This is a genomic window from Bacillota bacterium, from assembly GCA_018818595.1.
GTDB lineage: Bacteria > Bacillota_I > Bacilli_A > Izemoplasmatales > Hujiaoplasmataceae > JAHIRM01.
Genome location: JAHIRM010000002.1, coordinates 1 through 17,880, shown reverse-complemented (window position 1 = coordinate 17,880; position 17,880 = coordinate 1). Strand labels below are relative to the sequence as shown.

16 protein-coding genes are annotated in these 17,880 nt (G+C 30.0%); 3 read left to right on the top strand and 13 right to left on the bottom strand.

All coding sequences use genetic code 11. The features are described from left to right. A complete protein-coding gene (locus KJ971_00135) occupies positions 1–1,290 on the bottom strand; it encodes a DEAD/DEAH box helicase (GenBank protein MBU1144250.1) in 1,290 nt (429 codons plus the stop codon). An 87-nt stretch (positions 1,291–1,377) separates the two neighbouring features. On the opposite strand from KJ971_00135, the gene ispH reads away from it, so the two are divergent. After that, positions 1,378–2,280 carry a 4-hydroxy-3-methylbut-2-enyl diphosphate reductase gene (gene ispH, locus KJ971_00130; protein MBU1144249.1) on the top strand — a complete coding sequence of 301 codons (903 nt, stop codon included), beginning with the start codon at positions 1,378–1,380 and terminating at the stop codon, positions 2,278–2,280. An 85-nt stretch (positions 2,281–2,365) separates the two neighbouring features. Then, on the top strand, positions 2,366–2,536 hold the full coding sequence (locus KJ971_00125; protein ID MBU1144248.1) for a hypothetical protein: 171 nt from the start codon (positions 2,366–2,368) through the stop codon (positions 2,534–2,536). 54 nt (positions 2,537–2,590) lie between these two features. Here the strand turns inward: KJ971_00125 and recN are convergent, their stop codons facing one another. The 10 genes from recN to KJ971_00075 form a co-directional block, all read right to left on the bottom strand. Beyond that, entirely contained in the window at positions 2,591–4,273 is a 1,683-nt protein-coding gene (gene recN / locus KJ971_00120; GenBank protein MBU1144247.1) for a DNA repair protein RecN, read from the bottom strand. A 20-nt stretch (positions 4,274–4,293) separates the two neighbouring features. Further along, complete coding sequence (dxs, locus tag KJ971_00115; protein ID MBU1144246.1) at positions 4,294–6,153, bottom strand: 1-deoxy-D-xylulose-5-phosphate synthase; 1,860 nt, start codon at positions 6,151–6,153, stop codon at positions 4,294–4,296. 11 nt (positions 6,154–6,164) lie between these two features. After that, positions 6,165–6,386 carry an exodeoxyribonuclease VII small subunit gene (gene xseB / locus KJ971_00110; protein MBU1144245.1) on the bottom strand — a complete coding sequence of 74 codons (222 nt, stop codon included), beginning with the start codon at positions 6,384–6,386 and terminating at the stop codon, positions 6,165–6,167. Next, complete coding sequence (locus KJ971_00105; protein MBU1144244.1) at positions 6,386–7,663, bottom strand: exodeoxyribonuclease VII large subunit; 1,278 nt, start codon at positions 7,661–7,663, stop codon at positions 6,386–6,388. The genes xseB and KJ971_00105 overlap by 1 nt, the downstream gene beginning before the upstream one ends. Before the next feature lie 15 nt (positions 7,664–7,678). Continuing rightward, positions 7,679–8,050: a transcription antitermination protein NusB gene (locus tag KJ971_00100; GenBank protein ID MBU1144243.1), complete on the bottom strand. Its 372-nt coding sequence runs from the start codon at positions 8,048–8,050 to the stop codon at positions 7,679–7,681. A gap of 198 nt (positions 8,051–8,248) precedes the next feature. After that, positions 8,249–9,943, bottom strand: coding sequence for an alpha-glucosidase (locus KJ971_00095; protein MBU1144242.1), 1,695 nt, complete (start codon positions 9,941–9,943; stop codon positions 8,249–8,251). Between the two features lie 86 nt (positions 9,944–10,029). Beyond that, entirely contained in the window at positions 10,030–12,960 is a 2,931-nt protein-coding gene (locus KJ971_00090) for an EAL domain-containing protein (protein MBU1144241.1), read from the bottom strand. A gap of 4 nt (positions 12,961–12,964) precedes the next feature. After that, positions 12,965–13,474, bottom strand: coding sequence for a metallophosphoesterase (locus tag KJ971_00085; protein MBU1144240.1), 510 nt, complete (start codon positions 13,472–13,474; stop codon positions 12,965–12,967). Further along, positions 13,471–14,058: an RdgB/HAM1 family non-canonical purine NTP pyrophosphatase gene (gene rdgB / locus KJ971_00080; GenBank protein MBU1144239.1), complete on the bottom strand. Its 588-nt coding sequence runs from the start codon at positions 14,056–14,058 to the stop codon at positions 13,471–13,473. Before rdgB ends, KJ971_00085 begins: the two co-directional genes overlap by 4 nt. Before the next feature lie 107 nt (positions 14,059–14,165). Then, on the bottom strand, positions 14,166–14,831 hold the full coding sequence (locus tag KJ971_00075; protein ID MBU1144238.1) for a TrkA family potassium uptake protein: 666 nt from the start codon (positions 14,829–14,831) through the stop codon (positions 14,166–14,168). Positions 14,832–14,993: 162 nt separating this feature from the next. Here KJ971_00075 and KJ971_00070 point away from each other — a divergent pair, with 162 nt between their 5' ends. Then, positions 14,994–16,097, top strand: coding sequence for a CPBP family intramembrane metalloprotease (locus tag KJ971_00070; protein ID MBU1144237.1), 1,104 nt, complete (start codon positions 14,994–14,996; stop codon positions 16,095–16,097). Positions 16,098–16,157: 60 nt separating this feature from the next. Here the strand turns inward: KJ971_00070 and KJ971_00065 are convergent, their stop codons facing one another. Together KJ971_00065 and der are read right to left on the bottom strand one after the other, a co-directional pair. Further along, positions 16,158–16,430, bottom strand: a complete 273-nt coding sequence (locus KJ971_00065) for an HU family DNA-binding protein (protein MBU1144236.1) — start codon at positions 16,428–16,430, stop codon at positions 16,158–16,160. Positions 16,431–16,533: 103 nt separating this feature from the next. Further along, entirely contained in the window at positions 16,534–17,844 is a 1,311-nt protein-coding gene (der, locus tag KJ971_00060; GenBank protein MBU1144235.1) for a ribosome biogenesis GTPase Der, read from the bottom strand. Positions 17,845–17,880: the final 36 nt, after the last annotated feature.

Sequence of the window (17,880 nt, the reverse complement as noted above, 5' to 3'; positions counted from 1 at the left end):
TTATTTAACTCCTTTGCGATTTAAAGTTTTTTTAACTTTATCCACTTTCATTTGGTATTTTTTCTTATAACCTGGTTTAACTGTAGAAGATTTTTTAACCAATTGTTGGGCAATTGATTCTACTTTACCAGGTTGTTTGTAACGTTTTTGACGTTGGTTTCTAATTTTAGCATCAACAAATTGATGATTAACAATTTCTTTGTATTTGCATGTTAATCCTTTTTTTTCTAATTTGTCCATATAAGTATTATCATTAAATTCGTACAAAGAGATTGCGATACCATCTAAAAACATTCTTCCAGTTCTTCCGCTTCTATGGATGTAAAATTCAACGTCTCTTGGTAATTCATAATTGATGATATGCGAAATACCTTCAATATCAATTCCACGACTTATGATATCGGTTGCGACGATATATTGAAAATCAAGTGAATGGATCCGACTCATCAATTGTTTTCTTTTTCTAGCTTGTAAATCTCCATGAATTAAAGTAACATTCAATTTTCTTTCAACTAGATGAGAATATACTTTTTCTGCACTTTCTTTTTCATTACAAAAGATAATTGCTAAATATGGCTGAATCGAATCAATAATTTTGTCAAGTAAAATAAAACGATCTTGTTCTTTTGTCTTAATAAAAAAATGAGAAATGTTTAAACTAGATATTTCTTGAGGATTTACTTGAATCGAAATAGGATTTTGTAAATACTTCTTTAAAAACGGTTGAATCGATTCGGGGATGGTTGCTGAAAAAACAAGCATTTGCAAGTCTTTTGACATGGTGGATGCAATACCATCCATAGTGTCTAAAAAGCCTTCATCCATCGTCATATCAGCCTCATCAACGATAAATGTTTTAGCAGTATGACTTTTTAAAATATTCATCTTACGAATTAAATCAAATAATTTTCCTGGAGTTCCAATTGCGATTTGAGGTTGAGATTTTTCAAGTTTTTTAATCTCATCATCTCGATTGGTTCCGCCTGTAAATAATCGGATATCAATTGGATTTTTAAAAAAAGAGGCAATTTGTTTCGCAAAGTCAAAGATTTGCCTTGCAAGTTCTCTTGTAGGAGCACTGATTAAGATTTGAAGTTCGTGATTCGATTCATCTAACATATCAAAAATGGGAAGTAAATAGGCATGGGTTTTTCCAGATCCAGTCTTTGCTTCCACAATCAGATTTCGTTTTTGAAAGATTAAGGGGATTACTTTTTCTTGAACTTCTGTTAAAGAAGTAAAATTCAGTTGCTTTAAAGCGTTTTCGATTTCTTTTTTTGTAAAATTCATGTGGAACACCGTGCTTTCTTTTGATAAATCACTAACTATATTATATAATAGATGTAGTGTAATGTAAAACGATAAGAGTGTGATACGATGAAAGTGATTCGAATTACTCCAAGAGGGTTTTGCCCAGGAGTTGTAAGAGCTATAAGTTTAGTAAATAACGCAATTCAAAATCCTAATCTTCCAAGGCCTATATATATTCTTGGGATGATTGTACATAACAAACAAGTAGTCAATGATTTTACTTCGAAAGGAGTTATAACTCTTGATGAGCCAAATCGTTCAAAATTAGATTTATTGAAACAAGTTCAAACAGGGACAATCATTATAACCGCTCATGGAACTTCTGAAGATGTATTGAAAGAAATCAAGTCTAAAGGCCTAACCTTAGTAGACGCCACTTGCAAAGATGTATATAAAACTCATGATTTAATTCGACAATATTTAGCGAAAAATTATCAAATTTTGTACATTGGTAAAAAACATCATCCTGAAACAGTCGGGGTTTTAGGAATTGACTCTTCGATTATTTCAATTGAAAAAACAGAAGATATAGATTTGCTTCAACTCGACTCGAAATTGATTTTTGTGACAAATCAAACAACATTGAGTGTATTCGATTTCGAAGAAATCAAACAAAAATTAATTGACAAATTTCCTTTTGCTTTTATTTCTGAAGAAATCTGTGATTCTACTAGGATTAGACAAGAAGCCATAGTAGAAACGAACAAAAATGTTGATTTATGTTTTATTGTAGGAGATTTACGGAGTAATAATTCCAAAAATCTTGCAAGAGTAAGTGAAACCATTACAAATACAAAAACTATTTTAATTGAAACCGCTCATGATATTTATCATAAGCTACTAAAGAATGATATGATAATAAGCGTGTCAAGTGGAGCATCTACCCCTACAGAAACGACAAGTCAAGTCATAAATTATTTAGAACAATTTGATGAGTTTAATCCACTCACTTGGAAAATCAAAAATTAATGAAGTTTCTTTTAAAAAAAACTTTATTTTTATAGGTTTATAGTTTATAATAAGTGAAGTGAAATGATAAATAAGAGGTGAGAAAATGCCAAACAATCAAAAGAAACCTAATTTAACTGTCGTAGAAAAAGAAATTAAAACGTATAATCCTACTAAAAGTAAAGTTGGAAAAGTCATTATCGTAATTCTTGCTGCAGGAATGTTTTTAGCTACGGTTATTGCTGCCATTTATGGAATGATTAGCGTTTTAAAATAAAATTAAATTCCAAAATTAAAAGGACTGTAAAGCCAAACTTTGCAGTCCTTTTCTTTAGGCATTTAATAATAATTCTTTTGCACTTTGAATACTTGATTCTGTTGAGGTTTCACCTGATATCATTTCCGCAATTTCTTGAATTCTTCCATTAAAATCTAAATAAGTAGCCAAAGCCTTTGTTCGATTTGATTCTTCGATTTTTTGAACTTTTAAATGATGATTTCCAATGGCTACTACTTGTGGAATATGGGTAATGGAGATTACTTGGCAAGTAAGAGAAATCTCTTTGATTTTTTTTGCAATTTGTTTTGCAATGAAACCACTAATTCCTGTATCAATTTCATCGAATATAATGGTGGATAATTGTTGGCTTCTGATAAATATCGTTTTAAAAGCTAACATAATACGGCTCATTTCTCCGCCTGAAGCTGTTTTTGAAATAGGCTTTAAAGGTTCTCCAAGATTGGTAGATAATAAGAAATCTACTTCATCAAGACCCATCTCTTTAAATTTAGTGATATCTAAAAATGAAGCGGGTTCGTCATAATAAAAGATAATATCAAATTCAGTATGAGGTAATACCAAATCTTTTAGAACCATCTTCAATTCTTTAATAATCTTTTCAGCAATTTGTTTTCGAACTTGACTGATTTTTTTTGCTTCTAACAGACAAGTATCAAACGCTTTTTTTACATCATTTTGAGAGGTTAAAACATAATCTTCATAATTTTCTGCCTCAGATATGGAAGTTTGTAGAAGAGTAGAGTATTCCATTAATTCAGGAATCGTTTTTTTATACTTGGTTTTAAGTTTATCAAGAATATGCAATCGTTCTTGAATTTGACTTAATACGTCTGGGTCAAAATTAAGACGATGAATTTTATCAGTGATTTGTGAAGAAATATCTTCTAAGTCATAATACATTTCATTTAATCTATCATGGTTCGTTGAAAAATCTTTAGATACATCTGTCAATTTCTCATAAATGTTTTTAAGATCGTACAGATGATCTAAAATTCGTTCGTTTTCAAATATTTCTTTCATGGATTGTAAATTCAAATAGATTTTATCGAAATTTTCTAAAATACTTTCTTCATCTATTAAACGTTGTTCTTCTTCGCTAACAAGTTCATACGAAGATAACTCCTTCAATTGATACTTATACATTTCCAATTTATCATTTAAATCGTTTTTTCGTTTAATTAAGGCTTGATAATTCATAAATTTCTCTTTATATATCGACAAAGATTTATGATAATTTATGAAATAATCCGATAAAATATCGGGGTTAAACCCATCAATTAATTCCATATAAGTAGAAGGATTAATTAATCGTTGAGTGTCAAACTGAGAATGAACGTCCGCTAAATATTTCGTGATTTCTTTTAACTGTTGAAGAGTGACAATGTTTCCATTTAATTTAATGATATTTTTGTTTTGTTGTGTGATTTCACGATAAATCGTTAATTCATCATTTTCAATCTCAATTTGAAATTGACGCAAAAGCAAATGTACTTGCTCATGATCTACTTCAAAAACTGCTTCTAACACGGCTTTTTCTTTTCCAGTACGAATCATGTCTTGACTTGCTCTATCTCCAAGCAATAAAGAAATAGCATCAATTAAGATGCTTTTTCCGGCTCCTGTTTCACCTGTGAGAACCGTCATCCCTGAAAAAAAGTATAATTCTATTTGTTCAATGATTGCAAAATCGGATACTCTTAATCGTTTTAACATAGAAAATCATCCTTAAAGTACTATTTTTGAGAATTTTTCTTAAAAAGTTTAATTAAAGTAATATTATCTAATTCATACTTTAAATACAGTTCTTCAAGACTGCCTTGTTCTATGAATTGATCTGGCAATCCTAAAATCGATAATTGATTACATAAAAGATTTTTACTTTGAGCATATTCTAAGATTGCACTGCCAAGTCCGGAAACTACAGTTACATCTTCTAACACAAAAATAGGTAATTCATTTGATAAGATAGAAATAAGTATTTTTTCATCCATCGGTTTAATAAAACGGGCATTATAAAGATTAATCGATAGTTTTTCACTTTCAATTAATTGTTTCATTCTCAGCACGTTATCTCCGTAGGTAATTAAATTTATCGTTCCATCAAACGTTAATTGTTCCCAAGAAGGATATTTAATTTCAGAATAAGTATAATGATCTTGAAATTCAAAGACAAGTTTGCTTCTTGAGTATCTTATAGCAACAGGATGTGAGGAAACATTAAATGCATAGTCAAGCAATTGAAAAGCTTCGATTGGATCTTTTGGTTGAATGATTTCCATATTTGGAATATGTCTTAAATATGCAATATCATAAATCCCTTGATGAGTTTCCCCATCATCTCCTACTAATCCAGAACGATCTATTCCAAAAACAACATGCAAATCTTGTCTTGCAACATCATGAGAAACTTGATCATAAGCTCTTTGTAAAAACGAAGAATAGATAGGAACAAAAACTTGTTTATTGTTTATCGCTAAAGCTCCTGAAAAACAGACAGCAAACGATTCACAAATTCCTACATCTATGATTTGATTTGGAAATTGGTGTTGAACCTCCCTAAGACCTGAACCGTTAATCATAGCAGGGATAATAATACGAAAATCCTTATGAGTTTTTGTATATTTTAAAATGTAGTCACTAATAATATTACTCCAAGAGTGAAGGTTTTCTTTATTTTTAACTAAAGGCAGTCCCGTTTGAATATCAAAAGAAGAAACTCCATGCCACGATCCTTCTACGTCGTTTTCTGCAGGAGAATATCCTTTACCTTTTTTAGTGATTACATGTAATACACAAGGTTGTTTCGAGTTTTTTACTAAAGTTAAATATTTCAGTAATGTTTTAAAATCATGACCATCAATTGGTCCATAATACTGTAGTCCAAATTCATCAAATATAGTCATGTTTTTCGCAAAACCTCGAAGCATATTTCCAATTCTTACTTTTAATTCATGAAATATTTTAGGAAATTTTCTTCCGGATTTCGTAGCTTTTACATAAGGTTTAGAAGAACGCATTGAATTTAATAGTTTTGCTAATGTGCCAACGTTTTTAGAAATGCTCATTTCATTATCATTTAGTATGATAATGGGTGAAAGTCCTGGTTTATGGCCTAGAAAATTTAACGCTTCAAAACTAAGCCCACTATTTAACGATCCATCTCCGACTACTGCTACAACTTTATGGGATAAATGATCCATTGATTTAGCATACTCGAAACCAGCTAGTGCTGCGATTGCAGTTGAGGAATGCCCTGCTTCCCAAACATCATGAATTGATTCTTCTCTTTTTAAATAACCAGATAATCCATCTAATTTTCTTAATTTATCAAAATCCTTTGCTCTTCCTGTCAATATTTTATGGGTGTAGGCTTGGTGTCCAACGTCAAATATAATTTTATCCTTTGGAGATGAAAAGACCTTGTGAACAGCAATTGTGAGTTCTACAACTCCTAAATTTGAAGATAAATGACCTCCTGTTTTAGATACTTTATCAATGATAAAAGAACGAACCTCTTGAGAGAGTTCGTTTAATTCATCTATTTTTAAATCTTTTAAAAATTCAGGTCCTTCAATTTTAAGTAGGTCAATCATATTCTCACCATTTATTCTTCTGGTTCTATAAAGTCTTCTAGTTTATCATCTTTCATCATTTTAACAATAATATCTTGTGCACTCTTTAATTGTTCATGACAAAATTTAGCAAGCAAAATACCTTCGTTGTATTTGCTTACAGATGCTTCTAAAGATAAATCGCCAGTTTCTAATTCCTTCACGATTGTTTCAAGTTGATTTAACGCTTCTTCAAAAGAACGTTTCTTTTCCATTAATTTTCATCCTTCCTTATCGATAATATTTGACAATTTAATTGTCCATCACTCATATAGACATCAATAGAATCATTAATAGCTACATTCGTTATATTTTTAATGATTTTTTGATCTTTTTTAATAATAGAAAATCCTTTTTTCATAATCGACAAGGGATTGACTAATTCTAATTTTTCAATCAAATTAATATATTGATACTCTGAAGTTTTAATTAAAGTCGAAAAACGATTGTGTAAATCTTGTTCTAACTTTAAAACAGCTTCTTGATGAAAAATAAGAGTTTTTTCTGGGTTTTGTTGAAAAAGTCGATCTATTGAATTGCTAAATCGTAATTCTCGTGTTTCAAAAAGTCGTTTCGGTTGAGAAAACACATAGGATGTTTTAATTTGATTAAAATGCTTTAACTTTGATTCAAGCATATTTTTCATGACAAAATTCAATTTTTGTTTTTGTGAAAACAACTCTAAAAGTATATTTTTCTTTTCTGGTACAGCAATTTCTGCAGCTGCACTAGGTGTTGGCGCCCTCATATCAGAAACAAAATCTGCGATGGTAAAGTCAGTTTCATGGCCTACAGCTGAAATGATAGGAATTCTTGATGCAAAAATGGAACGTGCAACTGCTTCTTCATTAAATGCCCATAAATCCTCAATCGAACCTCCACCTCGCCCAATAATTAATGTATCAACTAAGTTATCAATATTTGCTTTTTCAATTTGAGTTACTATTGATTGTTTTGCTTGTTCTCCTTGAACTAGTGCGGGGTAGATTATTATTTTTACAAGAGGATATCGTCTGTTAATCACATGAATGATATCTCTCACCGCAGCTCCAGTAGGTGAAGTAATTACACCAATAGATTTTGGAAAAGAAGGGATTGGTTTTTTGTTTTTATCTTCGAACATACCCTCTGCTTCAAGTTTAATCTTTAATTTTTCAAATGCTTGAAATAAATCTCCAACGCCATCTTCGCTTAAATGAGTAACATAAACTTGATAGGTTCCATAGTTTTCATAGATTGAAATATACCCTTCGACAATTACTTTTGATCCATCTTTTGGAGAAAAAGTAACTGATTTTGTGTTATTAAAAAACATCACTGCAGATATTTGAGATTGATCATCTTTTAACGTGAAATAAAAATGACCTCGGCTATGACGTTTAAAATTAGAAATTTCTGCTTTTAATAAAACGGATTGCAAATTAGTATCGTTATCAAATTTAAATTTTAAATATCGATTTAATGCAGTAACAGTTAAATATTTGCGTTCCATAAAACATCACTCATTTCATTTTTTGAGATTATTTTTGATATTATCCAAAAGCTTATTGTTGAAACTTTTTGCTAAATCATCATCAAGATTAGAATATTGTTTGGTTAAATCAATAGCTTCATTAATAACAATCTCATACGGAGTATTTGTATAAAGCAGTTCATAAACTGCATAACGGATGATGGCTTTATCGACGTAATTTAATCGATCAATTGTCCAGTTTTGAAGATTATCAATAATTACTTTATCAATGGATTGAATGTTTTCAAAAACATGGTCAATTTTTTTTAAAATAGATTGATTGGTTTTAAAACGATCATATTCTCCATCCATTTCAATTAAATAGAGCAAAGATACAATTGTTTCTCTTTCTTTTGTTCGAGTCATAATATCTCCTAATCTCTTTAAAATACCCTATTATTTTATCACGTTTTTCATAAAATATAAAGGAATATATTTGTTCTTTCAATCAGTCTTGTATACTTGAAAACAAATAAAAAGGTCGAAGTTCTAAGGATAAAGGTTTTTACCAAATTATCTTAGAAAGAATTCGACTTTTTTTATAGAAAAATTCAAAATAAATTTCTATGATTCTTTTTTATAGACAAACGCTTCATATGCATTTAAAGTGATGATTTGAGAAAGTGTTGGAAAGCTTGTTATATTTGATATAAAAGGATGAAATGATTCAAGATGTTCTATTTTCGATAAGTCGACTTCGATTTTTAATGACTTAAAATTTGCTACAACTAAATATGCACTATTTTGGTAACGATTAATATAACAAAAGGATTCATCACTTAAGATATCAATAAATTCGATTTTACCATTTATAATACTTAAATCTGTAAGTCTAAGATTCAAAATGGTTTTATACATTTGATAAATGGAATGATTATCGGATTGTTCTTTTAAAACATTGATTTGTAAATAATCACTATTTACTTTCATCCAAGGATCGTATTTAGAAAAACCAGCAAATGGTTTATCATTCCATTGCATAGGTGTCCGAGCATTATCTCTGCATCTTGCTTTAATGACTGATAAGGATTCGTCTTCACTATATCCCAAATTAAGAAAGTTTTTATATTCAGTAAACACTTCTACATCACGAAAATCTTGAATAGAATCATATTTCACATTGGTCATACCTATTTCTTCACCTTGGTAACAAATGACGGTACCCGGCATAAAATACAATGTAATAGCCAACATTTTGGCGGAACGTTCATGAAATTCTTGATCATTACCATAATGACTTACAATTCGAGGCTGATCATGATTATGCCAATAGATTACATTCCAGCCTTTTTCATCTAAAAGTTCATACCAATGACAAAAACTTTGTTTAATTTTAGAAACATGCAAATTTCCCTGCGCCCATTTTCCCATTAATTTTGAATGAGAATCATCAATATCTGCCCAACAATGACCAAATTGAATTAACATATTAAATTCATTTGAATCATATCCTACGTATTGAAGAGCTTCTTCTTTTGTGGCTCCACCTGATTCTCCTATGGTCAAAATATCGTAAGGAACAAAAATATCAGTTCCTAATTCTTTCAAATATTCATGATGCTTTGGAAGGGAAGAAAAATTTTCGTATCCAGGAAAAGTATCAGGGAAGTCCCAGTTTTTCTCTAAATGATTAGAAGCATCTACTCTAAATCCATCTATTCCTAAATCCAACCACCATTTAATCATTTTTTTCATATCGGACCTTAGATTCGGGTTTCGCCAATTTAAATCCGGCATTTTCTTGCTAAAGATATGAAGGTAATATTCATTTGTTGCTAGGTTATATTCCCAAGTTGAACTACCGAACCAGCCAATCCAACGAGTAGGTTTTTGTTTGTTGCCTTGATTATCAATAATAGGATTTTGCCAAATATAATAATCATGATATTTTTGATGAAAAGCATCGTTTGGATTTTTAGCAGCTTTAAACCACTCATGTTCGTCCGAAGTGTGATTTAATACTAAATCAGTTATTACATGCATTTGAAGCTTATGAGCTTCAAAAAGTAATTGTTTAAAGTCTTCAATGGTGCCATAATCAGGACTGATTTTATAGAAATCTCTTACATCATACCCATTATCATCCATTGGAGAATCATAGTGAGGCGAAATCCATATAATTCCAATTCCTAATTCTTTTAAATAGGTTAGTTTTTTTGTAATGCCTTTGATATCACCTATTCCATCGTTGTTTGTATCCAAAAAACTTCTTAAATAGATTTGATAAATATTTTGTTGTTGCCACCATTTTTTCTTCATTTTTCAAACCTCCATTTATCAAATCCATTATATAACATCCTTTACGTTTTTATTCATATAACAACTATGGAACCGTTTAATGAATACTAATTTAAAGATGAATGAATCGCCTCAATGGATTCACATGTTTTAAAAAAGGAACCTTCAAGGTAAGAAACTTCTTTTTCTTCTAAAAAGGATTTGGTTACAGTTGTATCCATGTGATTGTAAATGATATTACAACGATTTATTGATTCAAGATCCTTTATACTAAATAAAGTGAAACAATCCATTTCTTTTGGGAAAAGCCAAGCATAATCGTATAGTTGCAAAGAATTTAAATTACTTAATTCTAATTCAGACCAATGTTTGATTCCAAAAGAAACCTCCATTTGTTGAAAACGTTTAATGCTTGTATGTACAAATTCATAAAGCCAAGAATCATATTCATAAACAAATACGATTTTTTGAAGAGGAATTTTCGCTTTCTTCATTCGTTTTATCAACTCAAAAAGAAACGTTTGATCCGAAAAAGATGCACTAGAGAGATTAATAACAAATTTCGGGCTTTTTGTAGAGATTAAGAAAGTTGATTTCCATTGCTTTATAAATGCTTTGACAAAAAACTCATCCCATTTTTTTTGTAAATTGTGATTTTGCAATGCCTTTTGAAATAATTGAGGTTCTCCCAATAACAAAGAGCGATGAAGAGTTACTTCATATAAATCAATTTCTTGATTTTTCCATAAACCAATAGGATGATATTCAAGAAGCAATTCATCTTTGGATATAAGTGTTTCAATGTTGATTTCGATCGTTTTCATTAGATGTGTTTCTGAAGTAATGGATTTATCATAGAAAACAATATTTCCTTTATCCATTGTTTTGTAAAAAAGAGAAATGATTTGATTTTTCACTTCATTGAAATGATGCTTTTTTTGTAATACAAGTACAAAAGAATGAAAAAGCAATGGAATTTCGATTATATTATTTTTGTTAATCTTATCATAGAAATCGTTTAAAATACGAGAAATCACGCGTTTATCAATTGTTTTAAGTAAAAGATACCATCCTTGAGTATCTCCTTCATAGAGATTAATAAAATAAACTTTTGAAATCTCTTCAAACACTTCTTTCATTTGGTACGATAATGGTTCAAGCGTTTCAAATGAGTAATGTGAAAGATAAGTATCATGATCAATTAACTGAAAGTAAATTAAAGTAGATGCTTCAAGTAATTTATTAAAATCTGTTTCTAAGGCGCTTACATTTCCTAAAGAATTTACATTTTGTGAATGGATTGAAGTATCATGTAATAAATCAAGTCTTTTCAATGATGTGACGTCCTCAACCGCAAGGAATATGATGGTTTCTTGAACAATAACGGATAATTGAAGCCATTTATCAACATGTTTTGGAGAATGATAGAGTAACACCATGGTTTGTTGTTTTAAAAAATCGTCTAAATATAATTTGTTTTCAAGAGAAAAATTAGATTGCAATTCTTCAAAAGAAAAAATATCGTTTTCCATATCAAGTAATGATTTAACATTACTATCTAAAAGCGTTACGATGCCTTTTTCAATTTTCATAATGCCGCTATTGGCATTATCAAAAAAGGTTGAATATATTTTATAATGGTCGGTTTCTAGTTTTAAATAGACTAAATCAGATTGCTTTTGAGAAATGAATTTTGTCGTTACCAAAAGCAATTTATGCGCATAATCAAAATGGATGGCATTACTCAAAAAAGCAACAACAAACTGAATTCCAAAATGATTATTTTGAACTTTCAGCGAGATAACAAATTCACAATTTAGTTCTTGATGATTTAAATAATCAAATGTGGATTGAAGTTGTTCTTTTGAATAGACCTGGTAACTATCTTCTGACAAAAAAACAAGATCTAAAATGGAATCCTTGATTTCCAAATGAGAATATTGTTTATCCATTAATAGCCCTTTTTTATAAGTTTGTACTTTATAACCATCCTCAGTCAAACTAACAAATATTATTCGTTGAAACTTGCATAATTTATCAAGAGATCGGAAGCTTTCTAACACAATGTCTCTTGGATTTATAAAAATTTTTTTATCTCCAATTTCAGAAATTAAATGGAAAAACCCATCAAATTGATCGATTATTTGCATATCTTTGTTATCAAGCAAATTTATTTTTTCCTGAATTTTAGCGGCTTCGTCATATTTTCTTAACTCGTTTGCAAGAAGAACGGAAGCATCATAAAATTCTTTACGATAATTTTTAGACAAAGATGCTGAAATCTTTGGTTCGTATTCTAAATAAAATTTCCAAGCCTCTTCTAAATGGCCTAAGGCAATGTTTATATAGATATATCGGTCTAAATAGCGATTTTTAATTTTTGATTTAATGAAATATTCTTGGTATTTATCTAAGGATTGTTGATAAAACCCTTCTTGAAATAAAATGTCAGACCATACCAAAGAAAACATCGTGTTTTTCTCGGATTTATCAAAAATAAGGGCATGATTATACATGCTTTTAGCTTCTAAAATGTTGTTTTCTTTTAGATAAAGCATAGCTAGTTTTAAATACTTACTGATGACATTATTATTGGAAATGGAATCAGGTATTTCAAGCAAAGCAGAGATTGCTTTTTTATTTTCCTTTAATCCTTCATAACATACAGCCCTATAAAACTTTTGCATCATGATTTGTTGCTTATTTTGACTGATAAAACGATCTCGGTAATTGAGGGTTGCATCTAGTTCAGAAAAGTCTTCTATTTTTAACAAAACACTAATCAATTTATCAACAAAATCAACAATAATTTTGTAATCTTCATAAATTTGTTTTTCCAAAATTGATTTAATGGTACTAATGTACGCTTCGAAATCTTGTAATGATAAGTAAGTATTTAGAAGTAAATGAGTCACATCTAAAAAAACCGATGGGTCTTCACTTGATTTCGAATCGTTTTGTAGCTCAATTAATTTATTGACTAGTTCTTCGTTTTGTTCTTCGTTTAGATATTCTAAATACATTTCACGATAATTCATGTAATCACCCTTTTGACGTTTTTATAAATGATAAAAGAATTTCATTTGTTATACAATCTAAAATTTGAACATCTATTTTATCCCTTAAAATAGAAAGGACAGCATACGTTGGATGAACTGAACCTTTTGGAAAAGTTGCAGAACCTGGGTTTACAAATAAAATATTGTTTTTTTCTTCCACAAAACATTGATGCGTGTGACCAAATAAAACTAGTTGACATTGATTTTCCTCAGCATGTTGATATAACGTATAGAGCCCATTTTTTACAAAATAACGGTGTCCGTGAGTAAGTAATGTTTTCCATCCTTCAAATTCAAACATTAAATCATAGGGAAATTTTGGCTCAAATGGATAATTTCCTTTTACACCAAACACATTCATGCTTGAAAGCTCCGCTTCAGACATTTCTGAATCTCCAAGAGAAATATAACGATCTGCATTTGGATTTAAAAGCAAAATGTTTTGTACGATTTTTCGATCGCGATGATTATCGCTAAATACAACAAGTTTCATACGGTTTCCTTTTGTAAATTTATTAATAGGTTTTTCATAGCCAATCCTCTATGACTTACATCGTTTTTTTCCTTTATCGTACATTGGGATAATGTTTTCTCTAAAGTTGGAATATAAAAATAAGGATCATATCCAAAACCATTTTGAAAAATCCCTTTTTTAAGAATGTTTCCTTTTAAAATCCCTTCGTAAGTTGAATAATGATTTAAATCTTTATAATATACAATTTGACAGACAAATCTAGCATTTCGATTGCGTACATATTTTAATTTTTCAAGTAAAAACAGATTATTTGCTTCATCCGTTTGAAGAGGAGAATACCTTTGAGAATAGATGCCAGGTTCTCCATGCAAAGCCTCTACTTCAAGTCCAGAATCATCTGCGATACAAGGCAAATGATATTGATTCCAAGCAGATTTTGCCTTCAACAAGGCATTTTCAAAGAAGGATGTACCCGTTTCTTCTACATCCAAGGAACTATTTAAGTCTAATAAAGAAATCACCTCGATTTGAAGTGGTTTTAACATTTCTTTGTACTCATTAATTTTACCTTGATTTTTAGAGGCTATTAGAATTTTTTTCATTATTTCACCAAATAAAGTATATCATAATTTTTTACTCCATGCATTTTTTCTATAAAAAAAAGTCAAGAATTTATTGAAATTCATGACTTAATTCAATGTAATTATGTTTATTTCTTTAACCAAGAAGTAAACTTAGAAATAAAATCATTATGTCCTACTAATAAAATTTCATCTAACAATTCAAAAGGGGTTGTACTTGAGGGAATAATTATTTTATCGTTTCTTCTGATTGCGACAATATTTACACCAAAACGAGATCGAATCTCAAGTTCTAATAAATGCTTGCCAATTATTTTCTTTGTTGCAGTGATTGATACAAAACTATATTGTTGGTCGAGCTCTAAATATTCTAAAAAGTTCCCTGAAACGAGAATTTTTGCTAAACGTTTACCAGTAGCTTGTTCTGGCCAAATTAAATGATCGTATTCAACGCCTAATTTTTCCACTACTTTTGCATGGTATTCACTTTGCACTTTAACAAATACTTCTTTGACACCTAAATCTTTTAAAATTAACGTAGTCAAAATTGAATTATCAACATTAATTCCGGTAGCAACGATAACGATGTCATAATTTGTGATGCCAATTTCTCGTAGTGCTTCAATATCAGTAGAGTCAAGACAAATCGCATTTGTAACTAATTTTGCTACTTTTTCAATTTTATCATAATTTTTATCTATAACTAAAACATCAGCTTCTAAACTAACTAATTCTTCAATTAAGGCAAGACCAAAACGGCCAACACCAATAACTGCAAATGACTTTTTTACCATCTGTAATCTTCCTTTCAGTCAAATACTATACAATTATTATACCTAAAATCCTCTATTTGTCAATTGTTGTATCTCTTAACTAGCATTTCTTTATAGAAAAATCAAAATATTTTATCGAAATTAGTATAATTTTAGTATAATAGTTAAATAAGAGGTGAATTTATGACAGAATATGATGATTTATTTAAAGATGATAATAAAAATGATTTAGACAAATCACCTGCTCCAAAAGACTCTAATGATTGGGTATCTCATTCGATTAATCAACAAATAATTAATCGAAATCTTATTTTAATCTATGTTATTGTATTAATGGTTGTCTCTATATTTTCATTTTTGTTTTTTGCAGTAAAATATCCTGACACAAAGATAATATTAGATAATATTACATTAGTTTCAGAGCCAGAATACATTGTGACAGAAATACCAGATCAAGGGTTAAATTCAATTCCTTATTTGACTGAAGTCACAGTAGTAATGAAAAACGAAAACCAATTCACCCTTCCCTATTTGTGGGCTACCATCGACTTTTACGACGGAAACGAAACCCTTATTGGTTCTATTTCAGATGAAACTGAAGATGTAATTGAAAATGAAATTTGGACTTTTACTGGAGAATTCGCTTCAAATGATATCCCTATTTCTTACGAACTATCCTATGGGTTTGATGAACTACCTCTTTTTTATATTTTAATTAATTTAAGTCAAGTTTTTATAACTGGAATAATCTTTTTAGTAATTGATAAAACTAATTTTAAAAAAGACTGGACTAATTTTAAATTAAATCTTAAAAAGTATACCCTCCAAATTGTCGTAGGAATACTCATTGTCTATACTGTTTCCATTTCTTCACAATATTTATTAGAATTTCTAGGTCAAGCATCCACATCAGAAAACGAAGTAATGATTGGTTCTATGTTTTCTACGGACATACTAAATCTTGTATTATTATTCTTATTGCTTTGTGTCTTTACTCCGATTGTTGAAGAGTTGGTCTTCCGAAAAGTACTATTTAATTTTGTAGAAAAAAGATTTGGATCTATTTTAGCTATTATATCTAGTGGTGTGATTTTTGGATTGATGCATGTAATTTCTTATGGTGATTTTATTCAGGCCATTCCTTATGTTGGAATGGGCATAGTATTTGGCTATATATACTTTCGAGCAAATAAAAATATTTATGTTCCAATTGCCGTCCATTTTATAAATAACTTTATTTCTTACTCGCTCTATGTATTAATGGTATTTGGCTTTCTTAATTTATAAATAAAAATACAAATAAAAAACTGATTATGAAAAATAATCAGTTTTTTTTATAAATATTATTTAACGTACAGAATCTTTTAAGACTTTACCAGCTTTGAAAGTAGGTGCTTTTAAAGCAGGGATAGCGATAATTGCGCCAGTTCTTGGGTCATGTCCAGAACGAGCTTTGCGTTCTTTAACTTCGAAAGTACCAAAACCAGTTAAGACAACTTTTTCACCTTTTACCAAAGCTTCTTGAACGGCAAACACTGTAGAGTTAAGAGCTTTTTCGGCATCTTTTTTTGTTAAATCAGCTAATTCAGCAATACGGGCTACTAATTCAGATTTGTTCATATCTTATATCCTCCTATTTATTATTAATTTTATTATAAGTTCATTATTTATAAATTGCAAGGGATGTGCTAAAAAAAAACGTTTTTTTTTCTATATTTAGCCATTACTGTCTTTTTCGAAGAATCATTTTGATTGGAGTGCCTTCAAAATCAAAGCGTTCACGTAGTCGATTCTCCAAATAGCGGTAGTAACTGAAGTGCATACAATCACTATCATTGACAAACAAAATGAAGGTTGGACACTTGCTTTTTACTTGAGTTGCATAGTATACTTTTACTTTTGCTTGATTGTGTTCTTTTGGCGGATTTAAGAGCATAGCTTCTGAAATCACTTCATTTAAAACGCTTGTCGAAACTCTTCTTTGATAGTTTTCAAAAGCTTTTTCAACAATTGGAAAAAGCGTATGAATTCTAGCTTTTGTTTTTGCCGAAAGAAAAACAACTGGCATATAAGTAATAAATTGAAACTCTTGTCTGACTTTTTTTGTCCATTCTTGCATGGTTTTATCATCTTTTTCAAGAGTATCCCATTTGTTAACGACAATCACCATGGCTTTTCCGTTTTCTAAAGCATAACCTGCCACATGTTTGTCTTGTTCTTGAATTCCTGATTGTGCATCAATAACAAGTAAACAAACATCACTTCTTTCAATTGCTTGCATGGCTCTTAATGCACTATACTTATCGACAGATTCGAATATTTTTCCACGTTTTTTTAGACCAGCTGTATCAATTACTACATACTTTTGTCCATCTTTCATAAAAACAGTGTCAATGGAATCAGTTGTGGTACCTACAATATCGCTTACGATGACTCGTTCAAAACCTAATATAGCGTTTGTTAAAGAAGATTTTCCTACATTGGGTCTACCAATAATGGATAAACGCAAGTATTCTTCCGTATAATCGTCTTCTAAATCTAGTGGTAGTTTAGAGACGATCTTATCTAAAAGATCTCCCATGCCTATTCCATGCGTTCCTGAAACGGATACTACGTCTTCGCTTCCAAGTTCATAAAAATCATAGATGTTTTCTAAAAACTTTTGATTATCAACTTTATTAACTGCAATAATCACTGGTTTTTTTGACATATATAACATTTGCATAACTTCTCTATCATCTGAGAGTAAACCTGTCCTTACATCAACAATAAATACAATAACATGACTCTCTTCAATGGCGATTTCTGCTTGAGCTTTGATTTCAGTCAAAAAAGGTGCATCGCTAATCTCGATGCCCCCTGTATCAATTACACTAAATTTTCTGCCAAGCCAATCAGCTTTTCCATAAATGCGATCTCTTGTGACTCCTGGAGTATCGTCAGTTATGGCAATTCTTTCACCAACAATTCGATTAAAAATTGTTGATTTGCCTACGTTTGGTCTGCCTACAATGGCGACAACTGGTAGCATAATATCACCTTTTTTTTGAATGTTATTTTTTATATTTTT